Here is a 17,999-nt window from a genome sequence, read left to right on the forward strand (position 1 = left end):
CAATAGGCAATGAGACTTTAATTGATTTTGTTTTGCTCATTGTAGCCCTTCATTTTCCTATTTTTTATCATTATTCAAGCACTTTTTTATCACAGTCTATATAGTAATTAACCTACATAGGTTATTTTCCTCAAAATGATATGATTAAGAAATATATAAATGAGTGGAAAGAATTATAAAAATAGAGTATGTTTAAAAAAATATTTGGCGATCCCAACACAAGGAAATTAAAGAAGTTACAACCTCTGATTGCCGAGATTAACTTATTAGAGGAAGATTTTAAAAATTTATCAGACGATGAAATGAGGGCAAAAACAGCTTCTTTTAAGGAGATGTTTGCTAAAACCAAAACCAAAGAAGAAAGAGACGATTTGCTAGACGAAATTTTGGTGGAGGCTTTTGCCCTAGTAAGGGAAGCTGGAATAAGAGTTTTAGGTATGCGCCATTATGATGTCCAACTTTTGGGGGGCATTGTATTACATACGGGGCAAATTGCAGAGATGAAAACAGGGGAAGGTAAAACCCTTGTGGCGACTCTACCTGCATATCTTAACGGTTTGACGGGGAAAGGGGTTCATGTGGTGACGGTAAACGATTATTTGGCTCGTCGTGATGCAGAGTGGATGGGGCAAATTCATCGCTTTTTGGGTTTAGAGGTGGGTTTGATTCAAGGGGGTATGACTTCGGTAGAGCGTCGTAAGAACTATTTGGCAGATATTACCTATGCCACTAATAGTGAGTTAGGTTTCGATTATTTGCGGGACAATATGGCGACTTCCATTGAGGAAGTGGTACAACGATCGCCCCATTACTGTATCATTGACGAAGTTGACTCTATCTTGGTGGATGAAGCCCGTACACCGCTAATTATTTCGGGACAAGTCGATCGCCCCATAGAAAAATATCAAATGGCGGCTCAAATCGCCCAAATGCTCACCAAACAAGAGGAAGAAGGTGATGGTGGACATTATGAAGTGGATGAAAAAGCCCGTAATGTTTTATTAACCGATGAAGGTTTTGCTAAGGCGGAAGAGCTTTTAGGGGTCACAGACTTGTATGATCAGGAAAACCCCTGGGCTCACTATGTTTTCAATGCCATTAAAGCCAAGGAATTATTCACCCGTGATGTTAACTACATGATTCGTAATGATGAGGTGGTAATCGTGGATGAATTTACGGGGCGGGTATTGGCTGGAAGACGATGGAGCGATGGTTTGCACCAAGCCATGGAAGCCAAGGAAGGGGTTGAAATTCAACGGGAAACCCAAACTCTTGCCAGTATTACTTACCAAAATTTCTTCCTTCTATACGAAAAGTTATCAGGGATGACGGGTACCGCCAAAACCGAGGAAACAGAATTTGAGAAAGTTTACAACTTACAAGTAACCATCGCCCCTACCAATAGACCAAATGACCGTAACGATTTACCCGATGTAGTATATAAAACCGAGGAGGCTAAATGGAAAGCGGTGGCGGAAGAATGCGCCGAAATGCACGAAACGGGGCGCCCTGTATTGGTTGGTACTACCAGCGTAGAAAAATCTGAATTATTATCGGCCCTGTTGGCAGAGAAAAAGATTCCCCATAACCTCCTCAATGCCCGTCCTGAAAACGTGGAAAGGGAGTCGGAAATTGTGGCTCAGGCAGGGAGAAAAGGCGCTGTAACCATTGCCACCAACATGGCAGGCCGTGGTACGGACATCATCCTTGGCGGTAACTCTGACTATATGGCAAGGCTGAAAATTCGGGAATATTTTATGCCCCAGGTGGTGCGTCCAGAGGATGATCAATTAAAATTTAGTGTTGCTGGTATTGATACGGGCAAAAAAGCTAAAGGACAAGGGTTTAATAGTAATGGCAGTGGTAAAAAACCCAAAACGTGGAAAGCCACTTCCGATATTTTTCCCTGTGAATTATCCCCTGAAACGGAAGCTCATTTAAAAGAAGCGGTGAAGTTAGCCGTTGATAATTACGGTTTCCAAAGTTTATCAGAGTTAGATGCCGATGAAAAAATTGCGATCGCAGCGGAAAAAGCCCCCATCGAAGATCCCGTCTTGATCAAACTTCGGGAAGCCTACAAACGCATCCATGGGGAATATGAAGCCCTCACTTCCAAAGAACATGATTTGGTAATTGAAGCAGGGGGTTTACACGTAATTGGTACAGAAAGACACGAATCTCGCCGTATCGACAACCAATTGAGAGGTAGAGCCGGAAGACAAGGGGATCCTGGTTCTACTCGCTTCTTTTTGAGCCTAGAAGATAATCTATTGCGGATTTTTGGGGGCGATCGCGTGGCTGGACTCATGAACGCCTTTAGGGTAGAAGAAGATATGCCCATCGAGTCTGGAATGTTAACCCGCTCCCTCGAAGGCGCTCAGAAAAAAGTAGAAACCTTCTACTACGATGCCCGTAAAAGCGTCTTTGAATATGACGAAGTCATGAACAACCAGAGACGAGCCATTTATGCTGAACGTCGTCGAGTATTGCAAGGAGAAGATTTGAAAGATCAGGTCATCCAGTATGCCGAAAAAACCATGGATGAAATCGTAGATGCCTACGTTAATCCAGAGTTACCCCCCGATGAATGGAACCTGGAGGCGCTCGTGGATAAAGCCAAAGAATTTATTTATCTGCTCCAAGATGTCACCGTCAAAGACTTAGAAGACATGACTGCCAACGAAATGAAAACCTTTTTAAGGGAAGAAGTCCACAAAGCCTATGACTTAAAAGAACATCAAATCGAACAACTCCAACCAGGCCTCATGCGTCAAGCCGAGCGCTTCTTTATCCTCCAACAAATCGACACCCTCTGGCGTGAACATTTACAAAACATGGACGGATTACGCGAAGCCGTTGGTTTAAGGGGTTATGGACAAAAAGATCCCCTCATTGAATACAAACAAGAGGGTTACGAAATGTTCTTGGAAATGATGATTGATATTCGTCGTAACGTCGTTTATTCTCTTTTCCAATTCCAACCCCAAGCCCAACCCCAAGCTGTATAATCTCAGTTTCCCCTAGCAAGGGGGTTAAACCCCTTGTTTTGTATTACTTATGGTAAGGACTTTATATATTATGTCCTTATCGTATTATTCTATTTAAAAGATAAAAAGACGATTTAAAATGTCCGCCCAAAAAACGATCTGCATTACCCTCGGTACAAGGCCAGAAGCCATCAAACTAGCTCCCGTTATTCAAACCTTTCAACAAGCCTCTGACTTTGACACCAAAGTAATTTTAACAGGGCAACATCGGGAAATGGTTGCTCAGGTAATGGACATTTTTGGCTTGAGTGCCGATGAAGACTTGGATATAATGCAACCCAATCAAACCCTCAGCGACATCACCTATCGCAGTTTGCAGGGGTTAGAAAAGATCTTTAAAAAAATACAACCTCAATTAGTCATCGCCCAAGGGGACACTACCACCGCTTTTGCAGCTGCCCTCGCTTCATTTTATCAACAAATACCCGTAGGTCATGTGGAGGCCGGATTACGCACCAATAATATTTATAATCCCTTCCCTGAAGAAGCCAACCGTCGTCTAATTTCCCAAATTACTCAACTCCATTTTGCCCCCACTACCCTAGCAGTGGAAAATCTTGAAAATTCAGGGGTAACAGGGGAAATTCACCATACAGGTAACACGGTTATTGATGCTTTGTTATCCGTGGCTGACAAAAATCCTCCCTGTGATGTGGAGGGGTTAAATTGGGATAAATATCGGGTTTTGTTAACTACAGTCCATCGCCGAGAAAATTGGGGCGAACCTTTGCAGGACATTATTAAGGGAATGCAGTTAATTTTAGATCAATTTCCTGATGTTGCCATACTCCTTCCCTTGCACCGCAATCCAACTGTGAGAAATCCTCTCAAAGAGGCTTTTGATAACCATGAAAGGGTATTTTTAACCGAACCCTTGGACTATCAAGAATTAGTAGGAGCAATTAAGCGTTGTTTTTTCCTTTTAACTGATTCTGGCGGTTTACAAGAAGAAGCTCCCAGTTTAGGAAAACCTGTCTTAGTTTTACGGGAAACGACGGAAAGACCAGAAGCTGTCACCGCAGGAACAGCTAAACTGATCGGCACAAATTCAGATACAATTTTTAAATCAGCCCAAGCATTATTAACTAATAAAAACAGTTATGAAGAAATGGCGGGGGCAATTAATCCTTTTGGGGATGGTAAAGCGGGCGATCGCATCTTAAAAATTACCAGAAATTATTTAAGTTAAAAAGGAGCTATTTGCTCCTATTAATTAATAACAAAAACTACAAACTATTAACCGTTCCCATAAACAAAATAGTGTCAGTTGTTTCATCCTGAATTGCATAAAAGAAAGGACGATTTACTGACATTTCAAAAGGAGGATCTACGGGAAGAGAAGTAACTCGAACACCAATAGAAGTAACTGCTGCTGCCTCCGTACCCTCCTCATTTACATCAATAAAAGTCTTATGTTTTACCTGATCAATGGAGACAGGTTCATCAGTTAAATTGGTAAAATCAGCCTCATTAGTAAAAGCCTTAGAAAGACCTAACTTTTGAAGTACATCATTCAATGAAATATCATATTCCACGGTAAATCTTGGCAAACGAATAGTCCCTTCCCGACGGTTTAAACTAGCAGTCCACTCCTGCCATGTATCCGCATTTAATTCTCCCATCACAGCATTTAAACTAGATTCTTCTTGGGGTAAAACCACATACATCGCCAAATCCTCCGATTCACCATAAGGTAAACGAATAATTTGTAAATCATCATTTTCTACATAAGCAAAATTCCCCTCTCGACTCATGAGAGGATGCTGAATAACCTCCCCATTAGATTGGGTAAAATCCATCTCTTGGGTTAATTCAGGATCAAATGCTTGTTGCCATTCTCCGTTAAAATAAATGGCATTAATAAGAAATAAAACATCTTCAGGGGAGATAGATTCAATAATACTGGTAATCTTCTCTTCCGTAGCGTCACTAACCCAATTGTTGATAGTATCTACCGCATCAGGGCTATCAAAATCTAGGGCTGAAACTTCACTCTCATAATATTCCCTATTTTGGCTCAAAAAGTCTGGCTTAACAGGAAAACCCTCTCGAATCCAAAGAGAATTATTAATAGAAAGGGTGCTTTCTTTTTGATTTTGCAATAGTGTTTGTAAAATTTTATATTGCTGATTAATTTCAGGGAGGCTAATTTCTTGCAACTCTAAAACCTGTTTAATTTCTTCCCTAGTATCACCATCTGCACCATTATTTAACAAATTTAAAGCAATGGAAATACTGGGAGCAGAAATAAAAACATTTTCTGTCTCATCTTCTTCTCGAATGGCAGAAAACAACTTGAAAGCAAAATTACGATTAGCATTGACAATTTTTTCATCTAACTGCTTAGTTTCAGATTCGGTTATACTGGAATCATCTCTTTCTGCATAGACAGCGTTATTAGTGGTAAAAATTTTATCTAAATTAGGATTAATTGCCACAAAACTAGCGGTTAATAGTAAAAAAGTTGCTAGTAATATTTTGCCTTGATTATTGTTTAGCATAGTCTTTTTTTTGTTAATTATTATTCATAATAATAGTTAATACCCTAACATCAAAATAGTTTTGATAAAACCATAAAATCGTACAATATTCACTATTACTAAGACTCATTAAGTATAAATTTAGTTCCCAACAATTTAACTTTTTGTTATAATTATTGGTTGGATATGGAGAGGTGGCAGAGCGGTTGAATGCGGCAGTCTCGAAAATTGTTAAGGGGTAATACCCTTCGGGGGTTCGAATCCCCCCCTCTCCGTTTATCAGTCCGACATTTTAGTTTTAGTCGGGTGCGAGTAAATTAGTTATGATGAGTATATATTGGATCGAATTTTATTAAAGGAGATATTTATGGCTTTAGCTTTGACCAATGACAATGTAGAACAGGTTTTGGATGATTTACGCCCTTATTTAATGGCGGATGGTGGTAATGTCGAATTAGTCGAAATTGATGGTCCTACGGTAAAACTAAGATTACAAGGGGCTTGTGGCTCTTGTCCTAGTTCTGCTATGACTTTAAGAATGGGCATCGAGCGTCGTTTAAGGGAATATATCCCCGAAATTGCAGAAGTAGAACAGGTTATATAGCATTTCTAATACCCTCATCCCCAAAAAGGCGAGGGTATTTTTTTTGATGGCAAATTAATTTTTAGGAGTTGTGGTTAAAAGCCAATGGGTGTCTTAACTTGCTATTTGAGCAAGAAACGCCAACTATCGGCTTCAAAAGGTTTACCTTTTAACATTCTATTCCAATAAATCCAAGGTAAGGCATATTTTTTGACCATCCACATACTAGCTCTTTCTTTGGTAGGATCGAGGGGAAAACTAGGGGTAGGCTCTTTGGTGTAGTCAAATTCTGCCATGATGGTTTTACCGTACCCAGTAATGAGGGGGCAACAGGCATAACCTGCATATTTATCAGCGGGATTTTGTTTTGCCATTAATGATAGAAGGTTATTGACCACGACAGGGGCTTCTTTACGAATGGCGGCGGCGGTTTTGGAGGTGGGAATGGAGGAAGCGTCTCCGAGGGCAAATATGTTGGGATATTTATGGTGTTGACAGGTGTATTGATCTACATCGACCCATCCACCGTCATTGGCGATCGCACTGGAAGCTATAAAATCAGGAGCTTTCATAGCAGGAGATACATGGATCATATCATATTTAATAGTGACATTTTCGCCCCCATTAACAGCAAAAACAGCCTCTTTGGTATCGGGTTTTAATTCGATGAGATTATGACCATATTTAACATCAATATTCTTGCGTTCGACAATTTCTTCTAAGGGTTTACAGTAGGCGGGGATACCAAACATTTTTCCTGTGGCATTGGCATAAATAATTTTTGTTTTATTCCTAACCCCATTTTTGGCAAAGGTTTCTTCTGCCATGTACATAATTTTTTGAGGTGCCCCCGGACATTTAATTGCTCCGGCAGGAAAGGTAAAAATCGCCGTACCACCTTTAAAATTATTAATGGTTTCCCAAGTGTAATTAACTACTTCTTTGACATAGTTGGAGGTGACATCATTTTTGCCCACAGTATCCCTAAAACGAGCAATACTATCCCATTTTATTTGCACTCCTGGGCATACTACCAAATAATCATAGCTAAAAACCTGACCAGTTTTGGTGGTTACTTGATTGTTTTCAGGGTCAACATTTTCAGCAAAATCTTTTATCCAAGTTACTCCACGGGGAATTAACTTATCCTCATGTTTGACGGTGTCTTCAAATTCATATTCTCCACCGCCTACCAATGTCCATGCGGGTTGATAGTAATGATTTTCCGATGGTTCAAGGACAGCAATATTAAGACTATTATTTTTCCTCATCAGTTGAGATGCAACGGTAATTCCTGCGGCACCTCCGCCAATGATTAATATTTGAAAAGACTTGTTACTCATAAAAAATAAAAAAGTTGCCGAAGCAACAGGCTAGTTAATCATATTTACTTTCTTTTAGTGTAAAAGATCCCCCCAAATAGGTGGTTATTTCTTCATATTTCTTTGAGATTTAATGATCAAAACATGGATAAAACCATGAATGATTAATGGTTTTTATTGTCAAAAAAATGCTCAAAGACAATAGACTAGGATAGGAAAACACTGGATTAGTCACTATAAAAATTTTTTATGAATGTTAACGAGCAAAAAAACTCTGGTTTAAGTGCCTTTGGTGGTGTTTATACCCCTTCTATCTTGACCATTTTGGGGGTAATTATGTATCTCCGCTTTGGTTGGGTGGTGGGCAATGTGGGCTTGTTGGGTACGTTTTTAATTGTCATCCTTTCAAGTCTGATTACCTTTTTAACGGCTTTTTCGGTATGTGCGATCGCCACTGACCGAGTAGTGAGGGCAGGGGGTGCATACTATATGATTAGTCGCTCTTTGGGCATTGAAACAGGGGGGGCGGTAGGTATTCCTTTATATCTGGCTCAGGCGTTATCTGTCGCCCTCTATACCCTTGGTTTTGCTGAAAGTGTGGTGCAAATTTTTCCTGCTTGGTCAGATTATCAACTGTATATCGCTTTGGCTATCACCATTGGCGTGGGTATCTTAGCCCTCACCAGTGCTGAAATTGCTATCAAGGCTCAATATTTTATTATGGTGGCGATCGCCCTTTCCTTGCTATCCTTCTTTTTTGGGCAACCCGTAGAAGAAACTCAACTGGAATGGTGGAGAAGCACAGATCAATCTTTTTGGCAAGTATTTGCGGTGTTTTTTCCTGCCGTGACGGGCATCATGGCGGGGGTTAATATGTCAGGGGATTTATAAAGATCCTACCAAAGCCTTACCCATTGGCACTTTAGCCGCTGTGGGTACTGGTTTTCTTATTTATATGATTATTCCCATTTTCCTAGGCTTGAGGGCTAATGCTCAAACTTTAATTGATGAACCCTTTATCATGGCAAGGATGTCTTTTTGGGGAGGGGCGATCGCCCTTGGAGTATGGGGAACGACACTCAGTAGTGCCATTGGTAGCATTTTGGGCGCACCGAGGGTGTTACAAGCTCTCGTCAGAGATAATATTTTTCCTAAATCCCTCAGTTTTTTGGGGCAAGGGGCAGGAAAAAATGATGAACCAAGATTAGGTACAGCGGTAACTTTAGGCATTGCCGTAGCGGCGGTATGCTTGGGTGATTTAAACTTGATTGCCCCTATCCTCACCATGTTTTTTCTTACCACCTATTTAGTCTTGAATGCCTCCGCAGGTATTGAAAGTTTTCTTGATTCCCCCTCCTTTCGCCCCACCTTCAAAATCCATTGGAGTTTGTCGGTGATGGGTGCTTTGGGTTGTTTAGGGGTGATGTTTCTCATAAATGCGATCGCCACTATTTTCGCCGCCATCATCGTTTTAGGCATTTACCTATATCTGCAACGACAAGAATTAGAAGTAACATGGGGAGACAGCCGTAGGGGAATGTGGATGGCACTTGTACGCACAGGGATTTATCAAGTAGAAGAAGAAATTGCCGATCCCAAAAATTGGCGCCCCCATATCCTTACCTTCTTCCATTCCCCCCAAAAAAATTGGTCATTAGTCAAACTAGCCGATAGTTTTAACCATAAAGGCTTCTTAACCGTTGCCAGTGTGATTCCCCAAAGGAGAGACTATCAAAGTAAGCAAAACTTGGAAAATACAGTCAAAGAGTATTTAACCAAAAATCAAGTACAAGGATTAGTCAAAATTATTCGCTCTGATGACACCTTTGGGGTAATTCCTCAATTAGTAGAAAGCTACGGTATCGGTGCTTTAATTCCTAATACAATCATCCTTGGCAGTAGCACCGCTTGGTTAAAAGAAGATTGGGAAACCCATCAACAATATAGTCAGATGGTAACTCAAATCCATGAGCTAAAAAGAAATATTCTTATCTTGAAACAAAACCCCCAACAGCAATTGAAACAATATCGTCGCATTGATGTGTGGTGGGGAGGAATTCAAGCTAATGGTAGTCTGATGATTTTACTTGCCTACCTACTCAAAAATGACTGGGATTGGTCACGGGCAAACATTTACCTCAAATTAGTCGTCCGTAATCCTAATGCCTTAAAATCAACCAAAAATAACATTAAAGCACTTATTGAAAAACTAAATATAGAATTAATCCCCGAAATTATTGTTAGTGATGAAAGCTCCTTTGAGACTATTTTAAAAGAAAACTCTCAAGGTGCTGATTTAATATTTTTAGGATTAGCCTCTCCCGCTGAAAATTTTGCTCAATATTATCATAGTTGGTTGAAAAGAACGGAAAATCTACCTACCATTGCCTTTGTCATGGCGGCTAATGATTTTCCCTTTGAGGAGGTTTTACAAAAAGAAGGATGATTAAGCTCACCTTAATTTTTGATTCTCCATCTAAACTAGAAATTTTAAATTAATTAATGCTGACAACTGATTAGACTTTTGAATATCGAGGTATGTTAAAAATAAATTGATTGTTACCGAAAAATAAATGATAGATAATTGCTCTCAAGTGACCATTGGCGAAACACTCACAGATTGGCAAATCAGAGGTTTAGAATTAGTGTCATGGTTTCGGGGTAGAGATGTAGTTTTTGCCATTGACTTAACCGAAAGCGTTAGCCTTGATGATGAGGGAAGACTGCGCCTGAGACAGATTATTGATGATAGCCTAAATGCGGGAGACACCGTTTATATCGTGCCTTTTTCCTCAGAGGTTAATTCCAACGATGATAGTAACCCTTTCACCCCGTCGGCAGCCATTCAGGTTCGTAATCGTCAAGAAAGCATCGAAGAGATTTTGAACAGAATTCCCCTTCAAGCTGACTTAAATGAAAGCAATACCGACATACAAAAAGCTGAACATTTTATTTATCCAAGCCTCGCTCAAATCAATCAAAATCGACTATGTGAAAAAGAAGCCATCAAACATCAATCAGTAGTATGGTTAACCGACGCACCATTAAAAACTTCCCCCGGTATTACCTCTGATGTGTGGGTAGAAACCCCTTTTAACAGCCCTTATCGTGATGCCACCACCCCTGAAAGCATCAACCGTCAAAGTTGGTTAGATAATCTTCCCCTTAGCAGTAACAGTCGTAATATAGGGAATTATCAATTAACCGTGGTGGATATTCAGCCTGTCGCACAAGAATTTTGTACCCCCGCCCCAGGTGGAAAACAAACCTGTTTAGTAAATCCTTATCTTTTTAATCAGTTATGGCTACCTTTTAGTATTCTTTTACTTTTTCTTGTGGGGTTTATGGGCGCTGGGCTTTACGGCGTTAAAACTTATTTAGACTTAAAAAAAGTTTGGAGATTAGAAATTACATTGGATAATGACGAATACAATAGCCAAGTTATTTATCTTAAAAATAACCAAACTCGATCCATTGGTGAAGATATACAATGTGCGGGGGGAGAAGTTAGAGGATATTTGAAAAGAAAAGGAACAAAATTAATTATCCAATCCCAACCTCATAGCCTTCCTCTTGAATACCGCCATAAAGAAATCACTGAAAAAATAGTGGTACCCATCAAACAAAATCGGTCAATATCTTTAAATCTTCCTGATGAAAGACAAGATTTAAGTATTAATATCAAAATAAGTAATTAGAATCAAATTAGTTTAATCATTAAAAAAATTAGAGTTTTACCGAAATTGCTAGTTTTATTGTTACTGAATTATTAATTATTCGCTATATCTTTTTTGTTGTTATGCCAGAAATTCAAAAAATTAAACGTACCATTTGTATTGGCTTAGGTGGTACAGGAAAAGAAATTTTAATGCAAATTAGACGCTTAATCGTCGATCGCCACGAAAAACTAGAACATTTACCCATTGTTAGCTTTCTTCACATTGACACCAACAAAGACGAACACAAAACCACAGGATTAAAAAGTGGTGACAGCCATAGAGGGGAAAACCTTTTATTTAAACCCTCGGAAGTAATTACCGCTTCTATGAATCGGCAACACATCAATGATTTAACTCAAAGCCTAGACAGAAGTAGAAATAATCAAGAATCATCCCCCTACGATCATATTGGTGAATGGTTTGACCCTAAATTACTAAAGAGTTTACAACCCATTGAAAGTGGAGCCAGTGCCATTCGCCCTGTTGGCAGACTAGGATTTTTCCACAACCATAATGATATTCGACAAAAGATCGAAAATGCTGATAACCGCACCAACGGACATTCAGAAACTTTGATGAAAAAAAATATTGCCGTAGAACAGGGGTTAAATATTATTGTTGTGGGTTCTCTGTGTGGTGGTACAGGAAGCGGTACATTCATTGATATGGCTTATACCCTGAGAAGAATGTATCATAACCAAGCGGGAACAGATTTTATTGGTTATTTTGTCATCGCCCCCGAACTATATGGCAATAACAACATCTGTCAAGCCAACACCTATGCGGCCCTAAAGGAATTGGATTACTACAGTTCCGAAAAAAATAGGTTTCAATGTGATTACGATGTTCAAGGTCTTTTTTCTGTCAATGAATCCCGTTCACCTTTTGATTTTTGCTATCTTGTGGGCAATCGAACTTTTAATAGTCACAAAATATCTAGCAAAGAAAATTTATCATATCTTATTGCCCATCGTATTTTTGCTGAGTTTGCCGAAGAAAATGCCATCAGTAACCGATTTAAGGGCATTAGAAATAATAATCAAATTCCCATGCAACTGTGCGATCGTCATTCTCGCCCCAATGTACAAAGATATATTACCTTTGGTCTAGCTAAAATATATTTTCCCCGTGACTTAATCATTGCTAATTGTTTAAATAAATTAAGACAAAATGTAATTTCTTTTTGGCTACGAGGGGAAGAAAGAGTAATTTATGCCGAAGATTTACTCAAAACATTTTTACTAAAATGGAGAACTAGAAACGAAGACGACTATCAAATTTTCTCTACCAAATTAGAAGAAATTAGTCTCGAAAATAGACAAACCTTCAAACAAAAAGTTAAAAGATGGCAAAATAGCCTCATGAATGATGTCGAATCATATCGCACTCAAGAGGAAAGACAACAATTTACCAGCAAACTATGGCAAGAAGTAAAAGGACAATTTAAAGACATTCAAACGGGAGAAGCTGAAAATATTAGAGGGAAATGGTTAACCATCATCAAAGAAAATAGTGTTGTACTCTCTCGGCAATTTAAATCAGACATTAACTCCCATTTAGAAGAATTATTAGACCCCTTTAATACTAACTTTTCCATCGAAAATGCCCGTTCTTGGCTAGAAGCCATGGTAACAAAACTGAATGAGTGCCTCAGAGAATTACAAGAAGAAAAACAAAACTCTCCATCCATTGTTACCTTAGAAATAATGGAAAAAGAAACCAAAAATACCATAGAAAATTTAAAATCTATTGAAACAGAAAAAACAGGATGTTTAGGACTAGGATTTCTTTCAAATAAAGCAAAAATGGAGAAGTTTAAAGATGAATCTCGCCAAGATATTCTCCGTCTCTATAATCTAATTGTTCGTAACTGTGATCTTGCATTACTTGACGAAAGCATAAATATTGTCACCAATCTTCTCAGACAAGTACAAGACTTAAGAGCAAAGATAAATAGTTTTTATAATCTATTAGATGATTTGAACAGTTTATATGTGAGAAAAGAACAACAATTAAGTCAAATTAACTCTCAAGAAATTAACGGAGAAGCCATTTTTAGTATCGAAGATAATCATTACTACTATCAATTTTTATTACCCGAATTAGAAAAATATAACCTTCTGATAGAAACCACTAAATTTATTACCCAAAATACTATTATTTCTCAATCCATATCCCACTTCTTTACTAGCGAAAGAATCATCAATAAAGAAGAATTAAATCAAGCTATAACCTCCACCGTAGAAGTCACATTTAGCTCTAAAACCATTGATTTAACCAAGTCCGTAGTCAGTAGATTTATGGACAAATATCCCTTCACCAATGCAGAAACCCGACTTCAACAAATACGCCAAGAAGCAGAATGGTTACTGCCTCTTAATATTAGTGATCCTTACCTAGTCGGTTTTCCCACAGCACCTCTAGTTCAAGAAACCATAGCTTTTAGACAAACAGACGAAATAGAAAACCAAAATTTCAAGAATATACTATTAGACAAAATAGGAGTAAGTTCCGATAAACTATTATCAATTCAATCAAAAAATGAAATTATTTTCCTTCAAGAAATAGGAGGATTTCCCCTCAGAATTATTAACGGTATCGAAGATTTAAGAACACAATATGAAACTCAAAAAAAATCTTTTTACTTACACAATGATTATACTAAAAACTTCTTAGATATAATTCCCCCCCCAGAAAAAGAAATGAGGCAGCTCCAAAATGTCTTTTATACTTGTTTAGCATTTGGTTTAATTACTAAAACTGTTTCTGTTCAGAAATATAATGGTATGTTTACAGAAAACCGAGACGAAACAGCCATTGTGATCCAAAAATATGATGATATTTTTAACCATCATCAAGACATATCATTAAGCCCTATCTGGGCTGAAGCCTTAGAAGAAATTTGGAATAATCCTTCCTTATATCAAAGTCTAAAACAGAAAAAACAATACTTAATAGAAGACATGACAAATGATCCTTCTGTGTGGCAAATTTATGAAAATAATTTTAAAGATTTTGTAGCAATAGTTAATAAATTAACAGACTATAATGATAACTTTAATCAAAAAGATTTACTAATGGGAGATGACTCTTCTCCTACTTCTAACGGAATTTTGGCCAAAATTTATCAAGAATTTAAAGCATTCTTTGAACAGATCAATTATCAATCCAACACAGCATCAACTAATGACGATGATGAAGTGATTGACGCTGAAATTACCTAATCATTAAATGTTAAATGTTATTTATAAATTAGATGATGAGATTAATTATTACACTCTTTAATTAAATCAAAAATAAATGTTACAAACTTTACCAACATATCTATGGCTTTTTATAGCAATGTTAATTGTTTTTCCAGCAATACTAACACTATTTCTACGCATTCAATTATATAATCATTTAGTTAGACTTAAAAAAAATACTGATGACTTATATACAATAGTCAGAATGGAAAAAGAAACTACTTTTAATAAAGAATTAAGGGAAAAGTTTGAGCAACTAAATAATAAACTTGAAAACGTCAATACAATAGCTCTAATTGATGGTTTATTTTATGAACAAACTTTTAATTATTTTGGAAAAAAAGTACGTTGTGATCAAGCAGAATACATAACAAAAGTTTTACCTAATTTACTCTTGGGTTTTGGTTTACTAGGTACTTTTATTGGTATTACCCTTAATTTAGGTAGTATTTATGATGTTATTGGTGGCAATTCGGGTCAAGATATAAGCAATCTTCTTGATCAATTACAAGTACCGTTAGAAAGTATGAGCATTGCTTTTATTAGTAGTTTATCTGCTCTATCATGCAGTTCTTTGTTAATAGTAATTAATATATTTTGGAATGTAAATCTGGAAAAAAGAGCGTTAATAAATAACTTAGAAAATTATCTTGATAACCATTACCAATTGACTCAAAAAGGAGAAACTAGACTAGATAAAGCTGTTAATAGAATGGTTAAACAACAACAAGATTTTTTGCTTAGATTTCATGAAAATGTAGGACAAGTTTTAGAAAGAACATTTAAACAGGCAACAGATCAAATGATTGAGCAAAATCAAAGAAGTCATGAATTAAGCGTAGATGTTTATCAAAACTTACTAAGTTCATCGAGCGCCCTTAATACTGGAGCAAATGTCTTTAAACAATCCACAGATAAAATGAGTAATTTATTTCAAAAATTTACCGATGGTATTGATTCTTTAGAATTGAGTGCTACTAAAATTAAAGATAGTGCTATTAAAATTGAAAATAGTAAATTTGCTGATAATTTGGGAGATTTAACTAATAATTTACTTAATGTACAAGAGAAATTTGGTCAATCAACCATAAGTATAGCGAGTAATATTCAAGAATTTGTATTACAAAATAAACAGGCTCAAAATCTAGCTGGAAATATATATCAAGATTTAGCTTTATTTGTTGAACAACTAGAAAAAACTCTGAAAGTTTTTGGCAACTTAACCGAGGGAATCAAAGATCAAAATTTAAGTATAATGTTAAGGGAAATAAGTGAAAGTATAGAATATAGTAGAGAACAATTTAAAGAATTAAATCAGTTATTAGAACAGAAAATAACTCTGATTAATGCTAATGTGGAAAAACTTCCCCAATCTTTAGCAGGAGTAAATAGTTTAAATGATAATTTAACCAAGTTTTTACAACTGGATGAGAAAATTCATCAAGAAATTATTACCTTAGAATCTTACCTTGATTCTTGGCAGTTAAAAAATCAAGAATTTTTAGCTAACTATCAAGCAACAAATACAGAAATGATAGGTAGTAAACAAGTTAACTTTGATGAGGGGGAAAATGTTCAACAAATTAATGCCAAGTTAGCCGTATTTATGAATCTCTTAAGAGAGATAAGAGAAGAGTGTAAAATATTGAATACTATGGAGGAAAAAAATATTTCTTTTCGATTAGTCGCCCCAAAAGTTAAACTAAAACCCTAATAGAAATTATGCCCAGAAGAAAATACCATGATGATGCCGACGAATTAAATATTACCAATGCGTTTACAGATTTAATGTCAAATGCTTTTATGATACTGAGTTTTTTTCTTATTCTATCTAGTTTGCAAATATGGCAGGGAAATAAAGATAATTTAGAACTGCAACAAAAAACAGAGAATATGTCACAATTGCTAGAAGAATTAGACAGAGTAACTAACGAAAATCAACAATTAGCCAGTATAAACGAAGATTTAAAAACAGAAAATCAAAATCTTTATAATGCTTCTCCTATTATTATTGATGAGCAGTCAGGTAATTTTCAATTTCCATCGGGTAGTGCGGAATTAACCTCTGAATTGAGGAGTTATATTACCAATATTGTTACCCCACAAATTAATCAAATTATCAACACCAAAGACATAGATTTTATTCAAGTAATTGGTCACACTGATGGGCAGGTATTAGGGGCTAGGGCGACGGGAAATTTAGACCAGAATCTGGAAAGGGTAGCTCAAAATGAGATGAGTGTTCAAAAGTTGGTACCTGCTTCTAATGCTGATTTGGCGTTAATGAGAGCTTTAGCTGTGGTGCAGGAGTTGCAACGACAAGGGGAGTTTAAAAATGTCCAGTTTCGAGCCTATTCGGGAGCTCAATTATATTTGCCATCTGGTAGTTTTGCCCCTGTAAATCGTAGTCAAGATGATACACGCAGACGCATGGAAATTCGTTTTATTCCTCCTGGTAGAAGTAATTAAAAAGTTTGATTAATTATCCATTACGTTACTGAGATTTTGAGAAAGATAATCGGCGGTGGATTCCACAAGGGTGATCGCATCTTCGTACGCTATACGAGTAGGTCCGATGATGCCCACACTGCCTACGGGGTAAGTACCTTGATAATAATTGGAGGAGATGAGACTGCAATAGTGCATAGATTGCAAAGGATTTTCTGAGCCGATGGTAATTTTTACTTTAGAAAAAGATTTTTGTGGCTCATCTAAATTAAATACTACGGGAAAAAGTTGCTCCTGTTCCTCCTCTAACAGTTGTAAAAGGATTTGTAAATGTTCGATTTGGGCAAACTCAGGTTGACGCACCATCTTGGCGATACCCTGTACCATAATGGGGCTATGGCTAGAAATGCGGTAATTTTCGGTAATTTTCTCCAGGAGATGGTTAATAAAATGGGCATATTGCTTAAATCCTTGTTCCAATTCACTCCAATCTAAATCATCTATGTCGAAGAGCGATCGCCCTTTGAGCTTATGATTAAGAAAATTAGATAACATTTGCAACTGTTGATCAATTACCTCCCCTATGTGGCTATCATGATCTAAATTAAAATCGTGATGATCAAATAATACCGACTCTGTCTGATAATTGTCGATCACCATCACCAACATTATTTTTTGTTCCGCAATTCTCAATAATTGTAGATGATAGATAATATTGCTAGTAGTTTGAGGGAGAGTAACCAAAGCAATACAACCACTTAAATCTGATAAAACCTGAGTAATTTTCTTGAAAAGAATCTCATAATTTTTTTGTACCGAACCAACTTTACTATTTAAACTTTGTGCTAAAGACTTCTTAAGAGGTTTCTGAGAAGGTAAAAGCCTATCAACATAAATACGATAGCCAGAGTCAGAGGGAATACGCCCTGCTGACGTGTAAGGTTGATACAAAAAACCAGCCTTTTCTAATTTGCCCATCACATTACGGACAGTAGCAGAACTTACACTAAAATCATATTCTTGAATTAAGGTTTTTGAGCCAACAGGTTCGGCAGTGGCGATATAATGCTTAACGGTTGCCTGTAATATTCTTTGATGGCGTTCATTAAGGTTAACTTGAACAGTCATCTTCTAAACATTGGTTTATGGTGAACA

At 37.1% G+C, this 17,999-nt stretch carries 10 protein-coding genes, 1 tRNA gene and 1 pseudogene; 9 read left to right on the plus strand and 3 right to left on the minus strand.

Features of this window, described 5'->3' with window-relative positions; all coding sequences use genetic code 11:
- The first annotated feature begins 188 nt into the window (after nt 1-188).
- Together secA and wecB are read left to right on the plus strand one after the other, a co-directional pair.
- Nucleotides 189-3,008, plus strand: coding sequence for a preprotein translocase subunit SecA (gene secA / locus AA637_RS14595; protein ID WP_446683362.1), 2,820 nt, complete (start codon nt 189-191; stop codon nt 3,006-3,008).
- Nucleotides 3,009-3,126: 118 nt separating this feature from the next.
- A complete protein-coding gene (wecB, locus tag AA637_RS14600; RefSeq protein WP_446683363.1) occupies nt 3,127-4,236 on the plus strand; it encodes a non-hydrolyzing UDP-N-acetylglucosamine 2-epimerase in 1,110 nt (369 codons plus the stop codon).
- Between the two features lie 37 nt (nt 4,237-4,273).
- On the opposite strand, the gene AA637_RS14605 is transcribed toward wecB, so the two are convergent.
- The gene (locus AA637_RS14605) at nt 4,274-5,548 is read right to left on the minus strand and encodes a serpin family protein (protein ID WP_446683364.1); all 1,275 of its coding nucleotides are present in this window, start codon (nt 5,546-5,548) and stop codon (nt 4,274-4,276) included.
- A 167-nt stretch (nt 5,549-5,715) separates the two neighbouring features.
- Between AA637_RS14605 and AA637_RS14610 the strand changes: the two genes are divergently transcribed.
- Nucleotides 5,716-5,802 (plus strand) — tRNA-Ser (locus tag AA637_RS14610).
- A 92-nt stretch (nt 5,803-5,894) separates the two neighbouring features.
- Nucleotides 5,895-6,131, plus strand: a complete 237-nt coding sequence (locus AA637_RS14615; protein WP_069791904.1) for a NifU family protein — start codon at nt 5,895-5,897, stop codon at nt 6,129-6,131.
- Between the two features lie 101 nt (nt 6,132-6,232).
- Here AA637_RS14615 and AA637_RS14620 read toward each other — a convergent pair whose 3' ends face one another.
- Nucleotides 6,233-7,453 carry an NAD(P)/FAD-dependent oxidoreductase gene (locus AA637_RS14620; RefSeq protein WP_446683365.1) on the minus strand — a complete coding sequence of 407 codons (1,221 nt, stop codon included), beginning with the start codon at nt 7,451-7,453 and terminating at the stop codon, nt 6,233-6,235.
- Between the two features lie 228 nt (nt 7,454-7,681).
- Between AA637_RS14620 and AA637_RS14625 the strand changes: the two are divergent.
- The 5 genes and pseudogenes from AA637_RS14625 (at nt 7,682) to AA637_RS14645 (ending at nt 16,865) form a co-directional block, all read left to right on the plus strand.
- A pseudogene (locus AA637_RS14625) lies at nt 7,682-9,878 on the plus strand (amino acid permease).
- 127 nt (nt 9,879-10,005) lie between these two features.
- The gene (locus AA637_RS14630) at nt 10,006-11,130 is read left to right on the plus strand and encodes a VWA domain-containing protein (protein WP_446683366.1); all 1,125 of its coding nucleotides are present in this window, start codon (nt 10,006-10,008) and stop codon (nt 11,128-11,130) included.
- A 101-nt stretch (nt 11,131-11,231) separates the two neighbouring features.
- Nucleotides 11,232-14,375, plus strand: coding sequence for a tubulin-like doman-containing protein (locus AA637_RS14635; protein WP_446683367.1), 3,144 nt, complete (start codon nt 11,232-11,234; stop codon nt 14,373-14,375).
- A gap of 226 nt (nt 14,376-14,601) precedes the next feature.
- Nucleotides 14,602-16,110 (plus strand): hypothetical protein, encoded by a 1,509-nt coding sequence (locus AA637_RS14640; protein ID WP_446683368.1) that lies wholly within the window; start codon nt 14,602-14,604, stop codon nt 16,108-16,110.
- A gap of 8 nt (nt 16,111-16,118) precedes the next feature.
- Nucleotides 16,119-16,865, plus strand: a complete 747-nt coding sequence (locus AA637_RS14645; protein ID WP_446683369.1) for a hypothetical protein — start codon at nt 16,119-16,121, stop codon at nt 16,863-16,865.
- A 9-nt stretch (nt 16,866-16,874) separates the two neighbouring features.
- Here AA637_RS14645 and hrcA read toward each other — a convergent pair whose 3' ends face one another.
- Nucleotides 16,875-17,972, minus strand: coding sequence for a heat-inducible transcriptional repressor HrcA (gene hrcA, locus AA637_RS14650; protein ID WP_446683370.1), 1,098 nt, complete (start codon nt 17,970-17,972; stop codon nt 16,875-16,877).
- Nucleotides 17,973-17,999 lie beyond the last annotated feature (27 nt).

The organism is Cyanobacterium sp. HL-69, from assembly GCA_002813895.1.
In the GTDB taxonomy this organism is placed as follows: domain Bacteria; phylum Cyanobacteriota; class Cyanobacteriia; order Cyanobacteriales; family Cyanobacteriaceae; genus Cyanobacterium.